This is a genomic window from Cohnella soli, from assembly GCF_042655525.1.
Lineage (GTDB): Bacteria > Bacillota > Bacilli > Paenibacillales > Paenibacillaceae > Cohnella > Cohnella soli.
The window spans coordinates 198,127-217,447 of the sequence record NZ_JBHSMI010000013.1 but is presented as its reverse complement, the minus strand read 5'-3'; the positions used below and the strand labels follow the sequence as shown (position 1 = coordinate 217,447).

The window sequence follows — 19,321 nt, the reverse complement described above, 5'->3', positions numbered from 1 at the left end:
GCGCGATAACCGCCGTTCGGCGCGTTATCGCGCTTTTTTTTTAGAAGGCAAATTACGAAAGATGCGGTTTGATAGGAACGCAGATTTCACAAAGGTTCTGGCTAAGCATTGCGCCAGTGTATCTTTCTACAATTGGTTTGTTGTCCATCTGGTATTCGCTCCGTTGCAAAGCCGGAAAGATTTCAGCCCACGCTTTTTGTATTTCCTCAGCCGTATGCTGAATGACACAAACGGCATACTCTCCACCGGGAAGCTCTCCTTCGTTGACGGATTCATCGATCGGATAATTATTGGCAATCACGATACACGCGTCGTATCTGCAATGTTCAGGAGGTGTTGTGGCAGGATTATCTTGCGGAATGCCGAACAGGATTGCCGATTCCGTAAGCAGATTTTTCTCAGCGGCCCATGCTTTTACCCGTTCCATCGCTTTTGCGTTAATGGGGCCATACGGACCTACTTGTCGGACAAAGGCAATGCGGCTTCCCGGTAAGGTTTCGATTTTCATATTCATAGTTTGATTTCCTTTCATTAACATTATTTTGATGCATTTCGAATGCTAACATGGTAAAAAATGATTTTCCAATCCTTTTTTTTTGATCTAGGGCTATTGACAATTAAAAGAAATCCTTTTATTTTAATATTGACTGATTCAGTCAATCAAAAAAATCATGCGATCATACATATTTCATCTACCAAAGGGGAGTCAAGTTATGGCCCAATCCTTAAAAGAGAATTCTAATCATTCTTTTACCCGTTCAACTGCTATTTCCCACGACGGAACAACGATTAGTTATCAGAGCATTGGCCGCGGGCCAGGGCTTATTGTTATTCACGGGGCGCTTACGACTTCGGAACAATTCACCGCATTTGCCTGCCACTTATCGGATTGTTTCACCGTTCATATTCTGGATCGCCGGGGACGCGGGGGAAGTGGACCGCAAGGTCCGGACTACTCGATCGTTAAGGAATGCGAAGATATTAAGGCAGTGCAGGAGATTACCGGAGCTTCATCTATTTTCGGCCATAGCTTTGGGGGACTTGCGGTATTAGAGTCTGCATTGGCGGATCGGGCATTTTCCAAAATAGCGTTGTACGAACCTGGTGTTGTTATTCATTCCGAGCCTGCCGATTGGAAGTGGCTACCCGAGTATGAGGAAGATATGAATCGGCAGGACTTCAGAGGAGCGTTTACGACATTCGTGCAAGGAGCAAGCCAAACCTTTTTATCGCGTGTACCCAAATGGTTTGCTAAATTTAACTTGTGGATAGGGATACGCGGAGAGCATTGGGATCGAATTGAGCGGCTTCTGCCTCAGAATTTGAACGAGCATCGGGAAGTACAACGTTTGGCAGCTACGTACCGCAAATATGCGGCAATCCATGCGGACGTACTCTTCATGTCTGGTCACAAAAGCCCGGCATCCGTGAGTCAAATGGTTCAGGAACTGAATCGAACGATCGAAGGGTCACAGTTGTTGACGCTGCCGGGACTGCACCACCTGTCTCCCGAGAACGGCTATTCGCCTAAGCAAGTGGCGCAAGCTGTTAAAGATTTTTTCTTAGCCAAAACGAGAAAAGGGGATGAATAAAATTGCCACCTATAAGCGGAGAACAGTTAAACCAAATACGCGACGAGCGGCGAGAGCAAATTATTCAAGCCGCCGCTAAAGTATTCGCCAAACGGGGAATAGCCGGCACGAAGATGAGTATGGTTGCCGCTGAAGCCGGGATCAGCCATGGTTTGGTTTATCATTATTTTAAGACAAAAAATGAACTGTTTACGACGCTGATCCAAGGTGCTATAGAAGCTTCTATCTCGTCGATCGAAGGGCTTAATCGAATTCAGGGCTCGGCTTTGGAGAAAATTCGTCTATTAACGAAGCATATTTTGGACCAGGAAAAAGCGCCGTACTTCATGCTAATCTATCAAGCTAACCATTCGGACGGCGTACCGGAGGAGGCCAAACAACTTCTTCGGGAATATCCTCAACAAGCTTATATCGAACGGCTGCTACCTACATTCAGGGATGGACAACTCGAAGGCGACATCGTGGAAGGTGATCTTGTGAATCTTGTGGGGAGTTATTTTACGATTCTTTCGGGCATTATGGTGTTGGGGGAGGGTTACCATATTCCTGAGCTTGAGTTTGTCATGCGGACGATTACCAAATGAATCGGTAACGTAAAAGGCACGCAAATGGATGAAACCATTTGCGTGCCTTTCTTGATCTGCCGATCAGTCTTCGAATTCGACGTTGTGATACACTTGCTGCACGTCTTCGAGGTCTTCGAGGACGTCGATCATCTTCTCGAATTGAGGGAGCCCGTCCGACGGCAACGTGACGTACGTCTGCGGCAGCATGACGATCTCCGCTGTCGTAAATTCGGTAATGCCTACGCTTTGGAGCGCCTCCTGCACGAGATGGAACTGATCCGGCTCGGCATAGACGATCACTTCTTCGTCTTCTTCGACGATGTCGCGAATGCCGGCGTCTGCCGCTAGCAGCAATTCCATCACTTCGTCGACCGACTTGCCTTCGATTCCGAATACGGCTGTCGAGTCGAACATGTAGGCGACCGACCCGTTGACGCCCATATTACCGCCGTTCTTGCTGAATGCAGCGCGAACATCGGAGGCGGTTCGGTTGACGTTGTTGGTCAGCGCGTCGACGATCACCATCGAGCCGTTCGGGCCGAAGCCTTCGTAACGGAGCTCGACATAGCTCTCTTCGCCGCTGCCTTTCGCCTTCTCGAGGGCGCGATCGATGATCGCCCGTGGGACGTTGTACGTTTTGGCTCTTTCGAGCACCACTTTTAACGCCCGGTTCGATTCCGGATCGGGTTCCCCCTTCTTCGCGGCCACGTAGATCTCGACACCAAACTTGGCGTAGATCCGACTTGTGTTCGCGTCTTTCGAAGCTTTTTTCTCCTTAATGTTGTTCCATTTGCGTCCCATAACCTAATCACTTTCCTTACGCGCAATTTCCTGTCGAACAGGCCATATTTATACTTTAACCGAGAATCGGAACGAAAGAAAGGGATGAGTCCTTCCGAGGAGCATTTTGCCAGAATCATAATCTCCGCCTACGGCAACAACGACAAAAATGATTTGGATGCGGCAGACAAAGGGACGCCGCGAAGCGTGGCAATTTCAATGTGACGCCCCTGCAATGGAGGGTCCAGAGGAATTTCGATCAAATCGCCTGAAGCCAGCTCATCATGGATAAAATCCCGAATGACGAATGCAAGGCCAAAGCCGCGCAGTGCAAATTGTACGAGAAGATCGATGCTTCCCAATTCGAATTCGGGCGTAATCGTCTGGTTATGAGAGCTTAAATACTCCTCAATATATAGTCGTGTGCTTCCGCCTGGTTCTAGGATGAGCAGAGGGTATTGGCTAATCCGGTCTAGCGGAAAAGGTTCGCCAGCCAGGTGCGAGTAGTCCTTGCCCCCAACGAGGCAGTCTTGAACCGTAGAGCTTTTGCGGAAATCAATCTGTTTATCGGGAACAGGCAGGCTGACGATGCCGAAATCGATTTTTCCCTCTTTCAGCAGCTTGAGAGTTTCGGGTGTTGTACGATTCGTAATATGAATGCGAATTCCGGGGTGCTGCTCGTGAAATCGTTCGAGATAGTGCAGCAAATAATATTTGCACAAAGTATCGCTTGCACCAATATGGATTTCTCCGCTGTTGAGTTGATGCATCTCGGAGATGGACTTTTCGCCCAGTTGAATGTGAATGAAAGCTTGTTCGATATGACGGAGCAGTACCTCTCCTTCCGTTGTCAATTGTACCCCCTTAGGCGTACGGAAAAATAAAGCGCCTCCTAGTCGATCTTCCATCTGTTTAACCGTATGGCTTACCGCCGGTTGGGTGATATGAAGCCGTGCCGCAGCCCCCGTTAAGCTTCCTGTCTTGGCGATCCAATAAAAGACCCGATACCATTCCAGATTTACGTCCAAGACATTACCTCCTTTTATATCCGGCATTATTTATATCAATTATTCTTATGTTATGACTCGCATTATAATGGTGACCGTAACCAACTTCAAGATCGGGAGGCGGATTCCTTGACGGTAACCGCGGTTGTAGGGGCCAATTGGGGCGATGAAGGAAAAGGTAAAATGACAGACGCGCTAGCAGCCGAATCTTCATATGTTGTCCGATTTCAAGGCGGGAGCAATGCAGGGCATACGATTATTAATCACTACGGCAAGTTTGCGTTGCACATGCTTCCATCAGGGGTATTTTACCCTTCGGTAACGAATGTGATCGGTCCGGGGGCGGCATTAGACGCCGGAGCTGTCATGCGGGAAATGCAAGTGTTGGCCGAGAGAGGTGTACCGAAGCCGAAGCTGCGAATTTCCAAGCGTGCGCAATTGGTGTTAGACGTACATCGGCTGATAGACGAGCTTGAAGAAAAGCGGTTAGGGGCAAAGGAATTCGGTTCTACGAGGCGCGGCATTGCGCCATTCTATGCGGACAAACATGCCAAGCTTGGTATTCAAGTGGCCGAATTATACGATCTATCTGGGCTTAGGGATAAAATTGAGGCTGAGTTGACTCCGAAAAATATTTTACTGCAGCATCTTTACGGTAGAGAGCCGATTCGAACCGATGATTTGCTGAAGCAGCTGCTGGAAGTTGCAGAATACTTGAAGCCTTTCGTATGCAATACGACGGAATTGTTGCAGTCGGCTCACGCCAAAGGCGAATCCATTTTGTTGGAAGGGCAACTAGGGGCGCTTCGCGATCCCGATCATGGCATATACCCGTTCTCGACTTCGATATCGACTTTAGCGGGATTCGCCCCAGTCGGGGCAGGATTGCCCGTGACTGCAATAACGTCCGTTATTGCAGTCGTGAAAGCATACTCCAGTTGCGTAGGAGCGGGCCCTTTTGTCTCGGAATTGGAAGGCGGCATGGCTGACGAGCTTAGGGTCAGAGGCGGCGATGCCGGAGAATTCGGTGCAACTACCGGTCGTCCAAGGCGTGTAGGATGGTTCGATGTCGTTGCGACTCGGTACGGTTGCTCGATTCAAGGCGCTACGAAAGTGGCACTGACCAATCTCGACGTCCTCGGCTATCTGGATGAAATCCCCGTTTGCGTTGCCTATAAACTCGAAGACGGTTCAGTTACCGAAGGGTTTCCTGTAACACGCAAGTTATTTACGGCACAACCTGTGTGGTCGCCCTTGCCAGGTTGGCTTTGCGATATTTCTCACGTAAGGAAATTCGAGGACCTCCCTTCGGAGGCCCAACGATATGTGGAATTTGTTGAATCCGGCATTGGTGTGAAAATAAAGACGATATCCGTAGGGCCAAGGAGGGAGCAAATTATTCAGCGTTAGATGGGCAGTTGGCAATCGGAAAAACAGAGCGGGCAGGATAAGCGCAGCCCAACTGTTCATTCAAAATGTGCGTCAATCTGTTATGGAATAACCGGCGTCGTTACTGTCCCTTTGGCGACATCCCATGCCGACTTGATCATTGCACTCATCGAACCGTCCGGTTTCTGGGAGGAGTAACCGACCGAGATGACTTTGTAGTCAAGCGAGACGGATTCGACGGTATCGTCGAACGAGTACGACGTCACAAGGACGTCATTCAGATTAAGGGTCAGAAACTTGACCGGAGCGGCCAATTGTTTAACGAAAACGAAAGTCGCGCTTTTGATGTGCTTGCCCTGCAATGACGCGAGGAAAATAGGCATGGAGGCCGCATCGAATACTTTAGCAAAACGTACGCCATTGAGCGAGGGTCTGCCCGGAGCCGTAGGCGAGAGGGGAGTATTTTCAACGCCGAACTGTACGTCGGATACCGGTATCCATTGTTCGTACCCTCTGGCAGTGGATTCTCCCGGAATGGAATCGAGTTTCAAATAAACCTGGAAGTTGGCCGGCTGCGAAATCGCCGTTGCGGTAGACCCTCCGAGCGTAGCGGTAGCCAACAAAAGGGCGAGGACGAGCAAAATCGTCATGTTTTTCTTCAAGGAAACTGCCAGTGAATGAGACATTATCATCCCTCCAACCAATTTGATCATTCAAATGACAATACAAATTGTATCACAAACCATGCAATCAAGATACGATTTGTATTTTGTTATTTGGCTTTGTTCACAGAAGTATATAGAATTCATTTGATGATCTTTGTTTGAAGCGATAATGGAAGGCAAAGTGCAGTAGCGCTCCGGGAGGATTGCTTCTATGATGGGGATATCCGAAAGGGGTCGATGGTTATGAAGGTGCATTTTCTGGGAACAGCCGCGTTTGAAGGTATACCATCTATGTTTTGCCTATGCGAGACGTGCAAGCAAGCCCGACAATTAGGCGGCCCCGATATCCGTACCCGCACGTCCGTGATGATCGATGACGAGCTGAAAATCGATTTTCCGCCGGACACGTTCTATCATTCGCTGCGCGAAGGTTTGGATATGGACAGCGTTCGGGACATTCTGCTGACGCATTCCCACTCCGACCATTTGTACCCCGAGGATATGGTCATTCGCGCGGAAGGGTATGCAAGCTATGGCGAGCATACGATTCACGTTTACGGACATGACCTGCCGATCCGCCACATTAGCACGCTGCTAAGTCCTGAGAAGCACAAGTTCAAGCTCCATGCCGTCCGGCCGTTCGAACCGGTTCTCACGCAGACCGCGTCGGTAGTCCCGTTGCTCGCCGAGCATAACAAGCAGGAAAGCTGCTTATTGTACTACATCGAGAAGGGCGGCAAAACGGTGTTTTACGGCCATGACAGTGGGTGGTTCCCGGAAGCAACGTGGGATTGGCTCGTAGGCAAGAAACTGGATATGGCCATTCTTGAGTGCACGACAGGACATGCAGAGCGCTGCGACGATCATATGAACGTCGAAGATACGCTTCGCACTGCACAATGGCTACTCGCCAACAAAATCATGAAACCGGGCGGCCGAATCATCGTCACCCATTTCTCGCACAATGCCAATTTGCTGCACGACGAGTTGAAGGAGATTTTCGAGCCGCATGGCATGACGGTCGCCTACGACGGCATGATCGTCGAGCTGTAGCGGCATTACTTCGTTCTTCGAAAATCGTTAGGCGTAATCCCGTTGCTTTTCTTGAATAGGCGATAGAAATAAGAGCTGTTCGTAAATCCGATGCGTTCCGCGATTTCCGCGATCGTATATTCCGGGCGAAGCAACAGCTCTTTCGCTTTATTCATGCGCAGTTCGCCGATCACGTCGCTTAACGCATTGGCGGACAGTTGCTTATACAATCGGCTTAAATAGACCGGCGATAGCGACAATTCGTCGGCGATCGTATTTAAGGATAAGTTCGGATTCGCATAGTCCCTCTCGATAATCTCGTGAATTTTCTTGACGAGATCCTCATGCTTGTTGCTTCGTTTCTCCTCCAACATTTTGCCGATATCATCGAATAGCTTGTGGAAAGCTTCGTTGATCTGCCCGATCGTCTCCACGTGGTTCAGCGAAATACGCGTCGTATCGAAATCGGGCGTAGCCAAGAGCGCGTTGTTCTTCTTTAATGTATTGAATACGTTGTTGATCGTAAGCGTCACATGCGACAGGACAAGCTGAATCACGGTAAAGGGATATTCCGACGTCTCGCTGACGATATCGCAGTAGACGGCTTTCGCCTCTTGGGCATTCCCCGTCATTAAGCTGTCCACGAGTTGCTTCTCCTTGTGCGCAGGGAAGACGTACATCTTGGACTTCAAGCTCATTACGTCATCCGAGAACAAAATGCTTGAATGCCCTTCAAACAGCCGGTGGGAAGAAGCTTCGAGCAGTTGCCGGTACAATTCAACGCATTGATCCATCGAAGATTTAACGGGACTGGCGGTAAAAGAGACGGTTTGCTTCAAATGGTTCTCCACAGCGACTTGCATCTGTTTCAGCAGGTCGGTGAGCGATTCCCGGTCGAACGTAAGGTCGGAAGGACGTTCATTCAGCAGAATTGCAATGTTGTCCTCCCCCATATCGGTAGCTTCGGCTTCGCAGACGGCAGACGCGATCTCGGCGCAAATGTTCATAATGGCGTACTTGTTCAGCGCGATGCCGTCCTTATATCGCTCCAAGCATTCCGAATACCGATCCATTTTCAACAAGAGAAGAACCGATCTCTCCTCTACCCGCAGCTTCGAGCCGAAATAATTCAGCTTCTGCTGCATCGCGTCGGCCACATTCGTTTCCCTTCCCAGAATGGTATTCCGCAGAAACTCCTGCTTCAGAATTTGCAGATGGCTGCGCCGCTCCGCCTCCAACACCTTGAACCTGCGAAAAAATTTATCCATTGGCCGGTAAATCGTATTGGAAGAAATAAACGAAACGAGCAGCCCCAGAAGCAAGATGCCTAATGTGATGTACAACGTTCGATATCGCATGACGCTAATATCGTGATTGATTTCATCGTAAGGGATGATGTGCACGTATCTCCAGCCTGACGCGTCGGGCGACGTGTACGATACCAACGACTTGACGCCGTCCACCGAGTCGATGAAGTAGGAGGAGGAATCGACGTCATTCATAATTTTGCGAATATAGCCTGTGCCGGACAGATCGGTCAGCATCGGCTGAGGGCCGCCTCTGGAGTACAGAATGCCGTCTTTATTCATTATGAACGTGCTTTCTCCGTTGCCGTCGTTGCCGGATTGTTTCACATGCTGGCTCAGCCATGACGCCGAGATGTTAACGACGACCGCCGTATTCAGTTGATCGTTGTCGTTGATAATGCTGTAGCACAAATACGTATAGCTTGTAACTTGAGTTTTCTCCAATGCACCGACATTGTACGCTCTCGGGATCGGTTCGAAAGGCATGTAGTCTTTGAACCGATTAAAAATATCGAAAATGCCTTCGTCGTCCAGCTCCGAAGTCGGCTGTATGCCGTTTCGGATCGAATTGGAACTGATATAGAACTGGTTCGACTTCGCGTTGTACACGTAGATGGACTCGATAAACGGCAAAGAAGCCCTGTAATTATCGAGCTGCTGCTGCGCGAAAATGACGTCGTAAATGTTCGGGTTTACGTAATAAAGCAGCTTGGATACGGCATAGTCGGAGTAAATTTGGGAGGACAATGCTTTCACGGTGTCCGTCATTTTCGACACTTCGTTTTTCGTCTGAAGAAGGTTTTTGTTGTCCGCGCGGTATACCTGCTCGGTCGCGATGTTCTCGAAATTCACATAAAGAATGGTCGAGGTGACCATGAGCGTGATAATGATGCAGGCAATAAAGCTGATGAAGATCCGTCTGTACACTTTTTTTTGTTCGCCGGACACGTAGTGAAACCCCTTTCAACAACGACGTGTTGAAGCTACGATAGCATCTTACGAGGGTCTATTCAAGACAGCGAGCGCGAAATATCCAAAGGGTTCACGAATGTAGATAAAGTCCACTGTTCATAAGTGCGGTTTTTATAACAATGTGCTCAAGCGTCAGTTTCATCATCCTCCCGGCTCTGTTAGAAATAAGGTGTGCCGCGGCGAACGGCTCACTAACTTTTCCTGGGGGCAATTATGGCATGACGAATATGGCGAAGAAGAAAGGTTTTCTATACGAGCTGAACAAAAACAAAATCATGTTTATGATGCTGTTTCCGACGTTGATTTTTTTCTTGGTCAATTCCTATTTTCCGATGATCGGGGTTTACTACGCATTCACGCAATACGACTTTGCCGGCGGGTTATTCGGAAGCCCTTTCATCGGGCTGCAAAACTTCAAATTTCTAACCCAATCCGGCATACTGCTCAGGCTGACGCTAAATACGATCGGCTATAACGTAGCATTTATCGTGCTTGGCAATGTTCTGGCGATTGTTGCGGCTATATTAATCAGTGAAGTGCGAGGCAAGCTGTTCAAGAAAATCACGCAGTCGGTCATGTTCCTGCCTTATTTCATGTCGTTCGTGTTGCTAAGCGTTATCGCATATAACCTTTTTAATTATGAAACCGGTTTCGCTAACCAGTTCCTGAAGTCGATCGGAATGGCTCCGGTCGATGTGTACAACACGCCTTGGCTGTGGCCGATTCTCATTACGGTGTTTTACGTGTGGAAAAACATCGGGTACGGCATGGTCATCTACCTGACTTCGATTATGGGCATTAGCGACGAGTATTACGAAGCGGCGAAGATCGACGGGGCCAACATCCTTCAGCGCATATGGAGAATAACGGTTCCGATGCTGAAGCCTACGTTTGTCGTCCTTCTCCTGTTCGCGCTGGGCAGCATCATGAAAGGGCAGTTCGATCTGTTCTATCAGCTCGTCGGCAATAACGGCTTGCTGTACAACGCGACGGATATTATCGATACGTACGTGTATCGTTCCTTAAAGGTGAATTTCGATATCGGGATGGCGACCGCCGCAGGCTTGTACCAATCCGTCTTTGGATTCGTGCTCATCATGACCGTGAACTACATCATCAAGAAAATCAACGAGGATTACGCCTTGTTCTAACTTGCGGAAGGAGAGATCGCATTGAAAGACAATAGCGCCGGGGTGTCTGCCTTGTTTAAGGTGGCGGCATATTCCTTTATCGCTGTATGCACGCTCATTTGCCTGTTTCCGTTCCTGCTGATGATTTCGGGATCGCTGACCGCCAATGAATCCATTATTCGAGACGGCTATCATCTGATTCCCAAAGTGTTTTCGACGGAAGGGTACGAGATGGTGTTTGTATTCCCGGATCAGCTGCTGAGAGCGTACGGGGTAACGATTTTCGTCACGGTGACGGGGACGCTGCTCGGGTTGTTCCTCATTACGATGGCGGGTTACGTGCTTCAACGGAAGGATTTTAAGTATCGCAACGCGTTCTCGTTCTATATCTACTTTACGACGTTGTTCGGGGGCGGACTGGTGCCCTGGTACATTATGCTGACCAAATATTTCAACCTGATCGACACGTACAAGGTTTTGATTTTACCCGGCTTAATGACGCCATTCTTGATTATTCTCATGAAAAATTTCATCAAATCCGCGATCCCGGAAGAGCTGATCGAATCGGCCAAAATCGACGGGGCGAACGACTTTCGTATCTATTACGGCATCGTGCTGAAGCTGGCCATGCCGGGCGTCGCGACCGTAGGCTTGTTCCTGGCACTGACGTATTGGAACGATTGGTTTCTGTCTTCTCTGTTCATTAACAATGCAAGCAAGTTCCAACTTCAATACTACTTGTACAATGCGATCAACACGATGCTGTTCGTATCGCAGATGGCTTCCGGATCCGGGGTCACTCTGGCGAAAGAAATTCCGACGGAGTCGACCAAGATGGCGATGGCAATTGTTGTGACGGGGCCGATCGTTTTCTTGTATCCGTTCTTGCAACGCTATTTCGTCAAGGGGCTAACGATCGGCGCAGTGAAAGGTTAGAACCGATGCCGGGACGAAATCTCCCGGTTCCTATTCGGCTAACATATATTATTCTATAGTAGGGGGATTCGTATGGGAAAAGGGAAAACGAAGTTAATGGCGGCCGGCATGTCCCTGACGGTGTTCGCAGGCTTGTTAGCAGGATGCAGCGGCTCCAATAAGGAAGAGAGCAGCAGCTCGCCTAAAACTTCGGCTGCAAGCCCGTCGGCGTCCGGTTCTTCGGCCGCGTCGGAGCAACCGTCCAAGATCGACACGTCCAAGAAAGTCGACCTGCAGTTTTACATGCTCGGGGACGCTCCGAAAGATCTGCCTCTTATTCAAGAGGAAATCAACAAGATGGCGTTGGAAGATTTGAATGCGACCGTGACGTTTAACTTTACGACGTGGACGGATTGGTCCCAGAAATACAAGCTGCTGCTATCCTCCGGCCAGCCGATTGACCTGATCTTCACGGCCGACTGGACGGATTATCAATCCTACGCGAAGAAAGGCGCATTCCTTCCGCTAGACGAGCTTCTGCCGCAGGCCGCTCCCAAGCTATACGAGTTTGTTCCGAAGGACATGTGGGATGCGGTCAAAATCGATCAGAAAATATACACGGTGCCGGCTACTTGGAAAGAATACGTAACGGAAGGCATCGCTTACCGGGAAGATCTCCGCAAGAAATATAACCTGCCTAAGCCCGAGTCGATCGAGACGCTGGAGCAGTACTTGGACGGCATTCGCAAGAACGAGCCGGATTTGCTGCCTCTTGCGGACAATCAAGGCTATCATACCGAATCGATCCGCCAGCTGACGACGAAGACGGTCAACAGCAGCAACAAAGTTCCATACGGCCTGAATATTATGTATGACGCGCCGCGAGACGTGACTTCCTATTGGGGTTCCCCACAGCACTTGGCGGACCTGAAAATGTACAAAAGATGGGCGGACAAAGGGTACTGGCCGAAAAACGTCCTGAACATCAAGGACAGCGGCCACGACGTGTTCGCCAGCGGCAAAGCCGCAGCGTTGCTCGGAAGCGAGAACCCGAACCGATTTAACGATTCCGTTATTAAAATCAAATCGTTGCACCCGGATTGGGAGCTCGGTTACTTCCCGTATCCGAACGCCAAAGGCTTCGCTCAACCGGTCCATCCGATCCACAACGGCTTCGCGATTCCGCGCAGCAGCAAAAACCCGGAAAGAGCGCTCGCGTTCTACGAGAAGCTGGTCACGGACAAACGTTACAATTGGCTCACGCAATACGGCATCGAAGGCAAAAACTTCGAAGTCGAAGACGGCAAATACTATAAGATGATCGGCGACGCGCAATCGAACGGCTTCCCGCGGGAAGGCATGCAAGGCTGGGCGTGGAGAAATCCGGAGTTCATGCTGTTCGAGAAGAGCTTCGATGCGGTGCTGCAAATGTTCAGTGACTTTGATAAGATAGCCAAGCCGGACATTTTCCAAGGCTTCCCGGAAGATTGGACGCCATATCAAGCCGAGAAAGCGGCGGTCGAGCAAGTAGAGAAGCAATATCTCTACCCGCTGAACGTCGGCCTGATCGACGATGTCGAGGGCGGCCTCAAGTTGTTCATGGAGAAGGCGAAGCAGGCAGGCTTGGACAAAATCCAGGAAGAGTATAAGAAGCAATGGATTAAGTATTTGGATGATTCGGGTATTCAGTAAAGGGAGAAGATTGTTTGTTACAAGGATAGACCGGCTGGCCCTGTCAGGGCTTCCGGTCTTTTTTTGTGATAATCTGGGGGAGTCGCTATATATTTTTCATATGGAATTTCGCGTGATAAGCTGATTTCAGTAAGCGAGATGACACTTTGGAAAGCTAACCTTGGGATGATCAGGTTAAGCGGTCTAGGTATAAGGAATGGCAAGCTTCCTGTTGAGTACTTCAGGTGGGCGCGCATATGGAACGTATTCGGGACGGTCACGATTTTTTTGCCTTTGATATCCTTGTATCTTATGGTCGTCAAACCGGAGTGAATAGGTTAACTCATGCATATTCGGAGGGAATTTATGATGAGACTGTATCGAATGAAAGTAGATCTAGACGGAGCAAGCCGTCTGCCGGAATTTCTGGAGGGCAATTACGTATGTTTCGGCGAACCGGGGATTGGAGAGTTGGACCGAATCGGCAAAGCGGAGCTCGTCGGTAAATTAGCAGCGGAGTATGGTTTGGCCGGACAAGAGCTCGAGAGAATAGCCGCGGAGCATTCCGTATTCGCGCATGGCATGCAGGATGGCGATTATTTGATTGTGGACGACGGAGAAAACATCCATTTGGGAGATATGGGCGACTACTATTATGTCGATAGCTTTGATAATGCTGAAGATCGCAGCGGCCATAGGCGAGGCGTGACTTGGCTTCGCAGTCTGAGAAGAGAGGAAGTGCATCCCGAGTTGCTTGCCTTTCTCGATGATGAAGGAGTTATCGGGGATTTCGGGCGAGCCGTGACTCCAGACGAGATGGAGAACTTGCTGAAGAGGCCGGCAGCATTTGACTCGGAATGGATCGACGAGGAGACGATCAAGGAAGCACTCGGGATATTGAAGGCGGCTATGAAGTCGGAAGACGCCGAACGCAGGGAGCGGGCCGCGATCGCCATTCTGCAGGCGGCGCGAGTTATCGGTTAAAGTCTGCATTCTAAGTCTGCATTTTGACGTTAAGAATACCTGACACAAACATAGTTCTATGCCCCGGTAGATGGTAGAATAGTAGCGGACAAAGCAAGCTTATTCGGGGGAATTTGCAATGATCGTGGCGACCAAGCTTCACATTCCTCAAGCTCGGCATACGTTAGTTGATCGGCCCAGATTGATAGAGAAGCTGGACGAAGGTTTGAAGGCAAAGCTTACGCTCGTGTCCGCGCAGGCGGGATATGGCAAAACGACGACGTTAAGCCAGTGGGCGAGTCAGTGCGGATGTCAGACGGCATGGGTGTCGTTGGATCGACAAGATAACGACTGGACGCAATTTTGGAATTACGTTGTCGCTGCGATCGGGGAAAAGGCGCCTGGTTTCGGCTCGGAAGCCGGGCCGCTTCTGGCGAAGGGACACTCGGCGAATGCCACGTCATCGGAGCCTGCGATCGAGGTACTGTTGAACGAGCTTAATCGGCTGCAGCATAAGCTTGTCCTTATCCTGGACGATTACCATGTGATAGAAGTCCCTTCGATACACGAATCGATGCGTTTTTTGATCGAGCATCTGCCAAGTCATGTTCATCTGTACATCGCAAGTCGCAACGAGCTTGTTCTGCCGACCGCGAGGCTGTTAGCCACAGGGGAAATGCAGCGAATTCAGGCACAGGACTTGCGCTTTGGGCTGGACGAAGGGCTTGTTTTTTTCGAAAATAAACCGGATCTGTCGCTGACAAAGGGACAGGCGGAGGAACTGCTGCACCAGACGGAAGGATGGGTCAGCGGCTTGCAACTGGCGGCGATTTCGCTGCAAAGAAGTGAGAATCGGGCGGTGTCCATACGGCGTTTCGGCGGAAAGACACATCAGATCGCCGATTATTTGTTCGAGGAAGTTTTCCGGTACTTGCCGGAGTCGCTTCGCGATTTTCTGCTGGACACGTCTGTTCTCGCACGGATGAATCGTTCGTTGTGCGAAGCCGTAACGGGACAAGCGGATTCCCATAAGCAGCTTGCCAAGCTGGAGCAAATAAACCTGTTTATCGTTCCGCTGGACGACGAGCGGAACTGGTACAGGTATCACCATCTGCTGTCAGACTTTCTGCAGATGACCTTGGCGGACGTTGAGCCGGACAGAAGGATTCAAGCTCATGCTAAGGCTGCCCGGTGGCTTGAGAATGAGGGCTTCATCGAGGAAGCGGCCGAACATTACTTGGAAGGCCGGCAGTACGAGGATGTCGTTCGGGTGATTGAAGAGCACTTGGGCGAGTTTATTCGGAAGAGAATGTTTGTGTTAGGTCGTTGGATGCTGCAGGTCCCTGAGAATTATTTCCGGGACAAGCCGATGGTCGAGATGTTTTACCTGCTCGTTCTGGTGGGCAGCGGGCATTGGGATACGGCTACCGCAAAGATTGAAGAGGCTAAAACCAGATACGAAGCGATGCAAGGGTCGATGGACGAGAACCGTTGGAAAGAAACAATGGGTAACATCTACTTCCTGTGCGGAACGGCGTGCTATTTTCGCAAGGACCTGCAAGGCATCTCATCTTACTTCGAGCTTGCGGAGAATCTGTTCCCCGAAGGGCGCGCGTTTCGATCGATCAGCTATAACAACAACCACGGTTTCGACGAATTCGACGATCATATGAGCTTCATTAACGACTATCGTGAAGGCGCTGCCTTCATGGAGAAATGGATCGGGAACTGGGGGGAGAACAGCGCCCATCCGTTCGTTATCTCGCTTTTTTCTTCTTACAGTAAGCTGCTCTACGAGTGGAATCGACTGGGCGAGGCCGAACAGTGCATCGCTCAAATCCTCGAACGGGACACCGTAGCGCCAGTAGCGCGCACTTTAATCCACCTATACGTGAGCGCCTCCCGCATCCGGCAGACAATGGGCCATCCGGAATGGGCCAAGGAGCTATTGGAGCAAGCCAAACTGCGAATCGAGTCTCCGGATTATGCTTTGTACTTGCGAAGAATCGAAGCAGAGCAGGCGTGCTTGTCCGTAAAACAAGGCGATATAGCCGGTGCGACTGCATGGCTTGAGCGTTGCGGGATGGTGCATACGGACGATGTGTCATTGGGTAGCATTGCCGAGTATTTGGCGTTGGCACAGGTGCTTTCGGCGTGCGGACGAAGCGAAGAAGCGTTAACCGTATCGGGGCGCCTGTATGCGTTGTTAAGCAAGGAGGATCGACTCCGGGACCGGATCAAAGTCGCGATTCTGCAAGGCGTAACGCTGCAAAGACTTGGTCGCACCGTAGAAGCGCTCGTCTGGTTGGAAAAGGCGCTTGTGCTGGCGCGTTCGGAAGGTTTCATCCGCAGCTTCGTGGATGAAGGGAGTGTTATGGAGGAGTTGCTGGCTGCTTATTTGAACAAAGCGAGCCACGCCCGATCTGGTTCGGCGGAAACTGCGGTTTATGCGGAACAATTACTTCAGGCGCTGCTTGCCGAAGTGGAGGCGGCTGCGGCATTGGGTCCGATTGCTGGGGCTAAGGCAGCGTCGATAGGAGCCTCACGAACGGAGAAGACCGGGGCAGTGACGATTGCGAACGTGCGAACAGAGTCGGACAGGCGGAAGGCAATCGCGCCTAACGAAAGACTGAAGGTCAATTGTTTCGGCGGCTTCAAAGTCTCTGCCAGCCAGGAAGGCGCGAAAGAGATCAGATGGCGCACTGCCAAGGCGGAGGAACTGCTTGCCTACCTGATCCATCATCGGGGAGAAGCGGTGGACAGATACCGTATTATGGACGCCCTGTGGGGAGATGATTCGGAGAAGACAAGTGCGTATTTCAATACGACAATGCACTATCTTCGCAAAAATCTAGGAAGCATCGGCATCGACGGCATCCTTCGGCATAACCGAGGATTTTATCGTATCGACGCGAATGAACTGGATTGCGATTATTTGAAGTTTTATGAAGCGACAGCTTCCGGTGGGCTTGTAGACGAAGACAATGTTGTTTTGTACGAGGGCCTCGCGAAGCTATACACGGGTCCCTATTTGGAGGGCTATGATTACAGATGGGCCGTGCAAGCGAGGGGAAACTTGGAGTATGAGTATGCCGCTCTTCTACTTAAGATTTGCGATTATTATATGGGGGAACATCAGCATGGCCCGACCATTAAGCTTCTAAAAACAGCGCTTAAGCACGTGCCATGGAACGAAGAAGTTCATGCCAAGCTGATCGCGGCCCATCTGTCGAACAACGACCGGATAGCGGCTCTAAAGCAATACGACGCGCTGAAAAGGACGTTGCACGACGAGTTCCGCATGGAGCCGGGCGACGAAGTGAAGCGGTTGTTGGGCATGAGGTAGGTTGGTGAGTTGGCATTCGCGGCTAGCGCGGATCCAAGCATTGCTGTTGAAAATAAGAAACCCGGAAACTCGCCTGCAGCAGGCGTCCCCGGGTTTCTTTACTAAAGGGAGTTACGTTATAGCGGGAGTTACCGTTGTTTCGCAACCGGCGAAGCTGGCTCCATTTACATCTTTTAATACGCCAGGTTTAAAGATGATTTTGATAACTGATCCCGAAGTGAGGGTTGTTGGAGTAATCGTAATGGTTGCGGATGGCTTTCCAGTATCTCCGCTGGACGGAGCACCAGGGCCACCCGAACCTCCCATACCGCCGGGGTCGGAACCACCTAGACCACCAGAGCCGCCCATACCGCCAGGATCAGGGATACACAATTCAGGAATTGGGCAAGAACCGCCGCCAGAAGACGGAATGGACCAAGTTACGGCTGTAGCGTTTATGGCAGTTGCAGTTCCTCCGGAGGGAGTCAACTCAATAGACTGAATGAGATCCCGAACATCGCTGTCTGCAACTCCTGGATATAAGTTGTCTTCAAATTGTAGCTTAATTTGGGTTGTAGTGCCTGCTGAAACGGCCTGAATGGAAGCGAACGGCGTATATGTCACAGCGCTGTACGCGACTACGGCATTGCTCGAGTCGAGAGCATACAGTGCAATGCAGTTTTTTCCTTCGCTTACATCGATGTTGTCGCCGGGTGTGTAGTTGCCGGAAGAACTTATGATTTGTCCGGCAGATGGTGGCGCTGGGCATGTTGCACTGGAGACAACGCCCCAGTGCGTAGCGCCGGTAGGCAAATTATTCAGCACTGTAAATTTAGCTGTATGAATCGAGGAACCGCTAACGGGAGAGCCGTAGTTGTGCGGGTAATATAATTGAGCCGGCTCAATCGCGACATCCGAAGCTTGTAACGTGATATCGACGAATTTGACTACCAAGTTATTTGCGCTTACTTCGTAGAGACCGATATGGTTTCCAGCCGCTACGTCAGTAATGTTTGAACCTGAAGTATAAGGGAGCCCTGTATTGACGGCATCAAAGCCAACAATTGGAGTTGTAACAGCTGTATCCGATTGCTTCACGACCCGCAGGCTGTTACCACCCGCGTTATAAGTAATTTTAGTCGAATTTGCTACACTGCCTTTCGCTACCATATACCCTGTAATGGCTGGCGCCAAAGTTGGCGTCGGCGTTACCGGCGGGACATAAACCGGCGGTGTCGAGGTCGGCGAAGGCGAAGGAGACGGCGAAGGAGACGGCGAAGGAGTCGGATTTGTCTTCTCAGTGTAAACCTGCTTGGCCTCGTATGCGCCGGTTACCAGCAAATCCCGGGTAGCGTTGGTTGATCCGCCGAATTTTCCATCCGCACCGTTGCTTAGAAGCTTCAGCTCCAACGCGAGAGCGACGTACCCTTTGGCCCAGTCGGATACAGTGCTGTCCGTAACGCCCGGGGTGCTTTCTGCTTTGTCCTTTTCTCCCAGCCCTCTAAGCAGAAAAGCGGCGAGTTGTTCCTTGGTTACTTTACCAGCCGGATTATAAGTGCCATTTCCGTAACCCTCCGTAATCCCGGCCGCTTTAAGCGCCTCTATATACGGCAAGGCATACCCGTTAGCGCGATCGTCGGCTTTGACGTCCGAGAAACTCGAAGTCTTCGAGGAAGAATCCACATCGAGATTGAAAATCAAAGTGGCGACTTTGGCAAATTGAGCGCGATTCATTTCTTCTTTTAATCCAAAAATACCCTCGTTAACACCGTTGAAAACCCCTGCAGAGATCAAGGCATCGAACTTCGCTTTCGTTGCCGCGTCCAGGTCCTTCAGATCGGTGAAGTCTGCCGATGTTTTCGCGCTTGCTGTGTATATCACGCTACCCGATAGAGAAATCGTGACCGCAAGCGCGATCGAAATCCACTTTTTCTTCATAACAGAACTTTGCCCCCTCACATTAAAATAAATGTAACAATAACACGTACTGCCTTAACAAAAAATAAA

General features: G+C 50.3%; 15 protein-coding genes. 9 read left to right on the top strand and 6 right to left on the bottom strand.

The features are described from left to right. Positions 1 to 52: 52 nt before the first annotated feature. Positions 53 to 514, bottom strand: a complete 462-nt coding sequence (locus ACFPOF_RS07865) for an AraC family transcriptional regulator (protein WP_378131290.1) — start codon at positions 512 to 514, stop codon at positions 53 to 55. Between the two features lie 199 nt (positions 515 to 713). Here ACFPOF_RS07865 and ACFPOF_RS07860 point away from each other — a divergent pair, with 199 nt between their 5' ends. Further along, positions 714 to 1,592, top strand: a complete 879-nt coding sequence (locus ACFPOF_RS07860; protein WP_378131288.1) for an alpha/beta fold hydrolase — start codon at positions 714 to 716, stop codon at positions 1,590 to 1,592. A 2-nt stretch (positions 1,593 to 1,594) separates the two neighbouring features. Next, positions 1,595 to 2,176 carry a TetR/AcrR family transcriptional regulator gene (locus tag ACFPOF_RS07855; protein ID WP_378131286.1) on the top strand — a complete coding sequence of 194 codons (582 nt, stop codon included), beginning with the start codon at positions 1,595 to 1,597 and terminating at the stop codon, positions 2,174 to 2,176. A 63-nt stretch (positions 2,177 to 2,239) separates the two neighbouring features. On the opposite strand, the gene ACFPOF_RS07850 is transcribed toward ACFPOF_RS07855, so the two are convergent. After that, positions 2,240 to 2,959, bottom strand: coding sequence for a YebC/PmpR family DNA-binding transcriptional regulator (locus ACFPOF_RS07850; protein WP_378131284.1), 720 nt, complete (start codon positions 2,957 to 2,959; stop codon positions 2,240 to 2,242). Positions 2,960 to 3,087: 128 nt separating this feature from the next. Beyond that, complete coding sequence (locus ACFPOF_RS07845) at positions 3,088 to 3,966, bottom strand: LysR family transcriptional regulator (protein ID WP_378131282.1); 879 nt, start codon at positions 3,964 to 3,966, stop codon at positions 3,088 to 3,090. Positions 3,967 to 4,074: 108 nt separating this feature from the next. Here ACFPOF_RS07845 and ACFPOF_RS07840 point away from each other — a divergent pair, with 108 nt between their 5' ends. Further along, the gene (locus tag ACFPOF_RS07840; RefSeq protein ID WP_378131280.1) at positions 4,075 to 5,355 is read left to right on the top strand and encodes an adenylosuccinate synthase; all 1,281 of its coding nucleotides are present in this window, start codon (positions 4,075 to 4,077) and stop codon (positions 5,353 to 5,355) included. An 80-nt stretch (positions 5,356 to 5,435) separates the two neighbouring features. On the opposite strand, the gene ACFPOF_RS07835 is transcribed toward ACFPOF_RS07840, so the two are convergent. Beyond that, positions 5,436 to 6,020 (bottom strand): Hcp family type VI secretion system effector, encoded by a 585-nt coding sequence (locus tag ACFPOF_RS07835; protein ID WP_378131278.1) that lies wholly within the window; start codon positions 6,018 to 6,020, stop codon positions 5,436 to 5,438. Between the two features lie 222 nt (positions 6,021 to 6,242). On the opposite strand from ACFPOF_RS07835, the gene ACFPOF_RS07830 reads away from it, so the two are divergent. After that, positions 6,243 to 7,052, top strand: a complete 810-nt coding sequence (locus ACFPOF_RS07830) for an MBL fold metallo-hydrolase (protein WP_378131276.1) — start codon at positions 6,243 to 6,245, stop codon at positions 7,050 to 7,052. 5 nt (positions 7,053 to 7,057) lie between these two features. Here the strand turns inward: ACFPOF_RS07830 and ACFPOF_RS07825 are convergent, their stop codons facing one another. Then, positions 7,058 to 9,286 (bottom strand): AraC family transcriptional regulator, encoded by a 2,229-nt coding sequence (locus ACFPOF_RS07825; protein WP_378131274.1) that lies wholly within the window; start codon positions 9,284 to 9,286, stop codon positions 7,058 to 7,060. Between the two features lie 251 nt (positions 9,287 to 9,537). Between ACFPOF_RS07825 and ACFPOF_RS07820 the strand changes: the two genes are divergently transcribed. The 5 genes from ACFPOF_RS07820 to ACFPOF_RS07800 all read left to right on the top strand — a co-directional run bounded on the left by ACFPOF_RS07820 (position 9,538) and on the right by ACFPOF_RS07800 (position 17,335). Continuing rightward, positions 9,538 to 10,461, top strand: coding sequence for an ABC transporter permease (locus tag ACFPOF_RS07820; RefSeq protein ID WP_378131358.1), 924 nt, complete (start codon positions 9,538 to 9,540; stop codon positions 10,459 to 10,461). 21 nt (positions 10,462 to 10,482) lie between these two features. Continuing rightward, positions 10,483 to 11,376, top strand: a complete 894-nt coding sequence (locus ACFPOF_RS07815; RefSeq protein WP_378131272.1) for a carbohydrate ABC transporter permease — start codon at positions 10,483 to 10,485, stop codon at positions 11,374 to 11,376. Between the two features lie 66 nt (positions 11,377 to 11,442). Next, positions 11,443 to 13,047, top strand: coding sequence for an extracellular solute-binding protein (locus ACFPOF_RS07810; RefSeq protein WP_378131356.1), 1,605 nt, complete (start codon positions 11,443 to 11,445; stop codon positions 13,045 to 13,047). A gap of 345 nt (positions 13,048 to 13,392) precedes the next feature. After that, the gene (locus ACFPOF_RS07805) at positions 13,393 to 14,010 is read left to right on the top strand and encodes a hypothetical protein (protein ID WP_378131270.1); all 618 of its coding nucleotides are present in this window, start codon (positions 13,393 to 13,395) and stop codon (positions 14,008 to 14,010) included. Between the two features lie 118 nt (positions 14,011 to 14,128). Further along, entirely contained in the window at positions 14,129 to 17,335 is a 3,207-nt protein-coding gene (locus ACFPOF_RS07800; protein WP_378131268.1) for a winged helix-turn-helix domain-containing protein, read from the top strand. 111 nt (positions 17,336 to 17,446) lie between these two features. Here the strand turns inward: ACFPOF_RS07800 and ACFPOF_RS07795 are convergent, their stop codons facing one another. Continuing rightward, entirely contained in the window at positions 17,447 to 19,252 is a 1,806-nt protein-coding gene (locus ACFPOF_RS07795) for an S-layer homology domain-containing protein (RefSeq protein WP_378131266.1), read from the bottom strand. Positions 19,253 to 19,321: the final 69 nt, after the last annotated feature.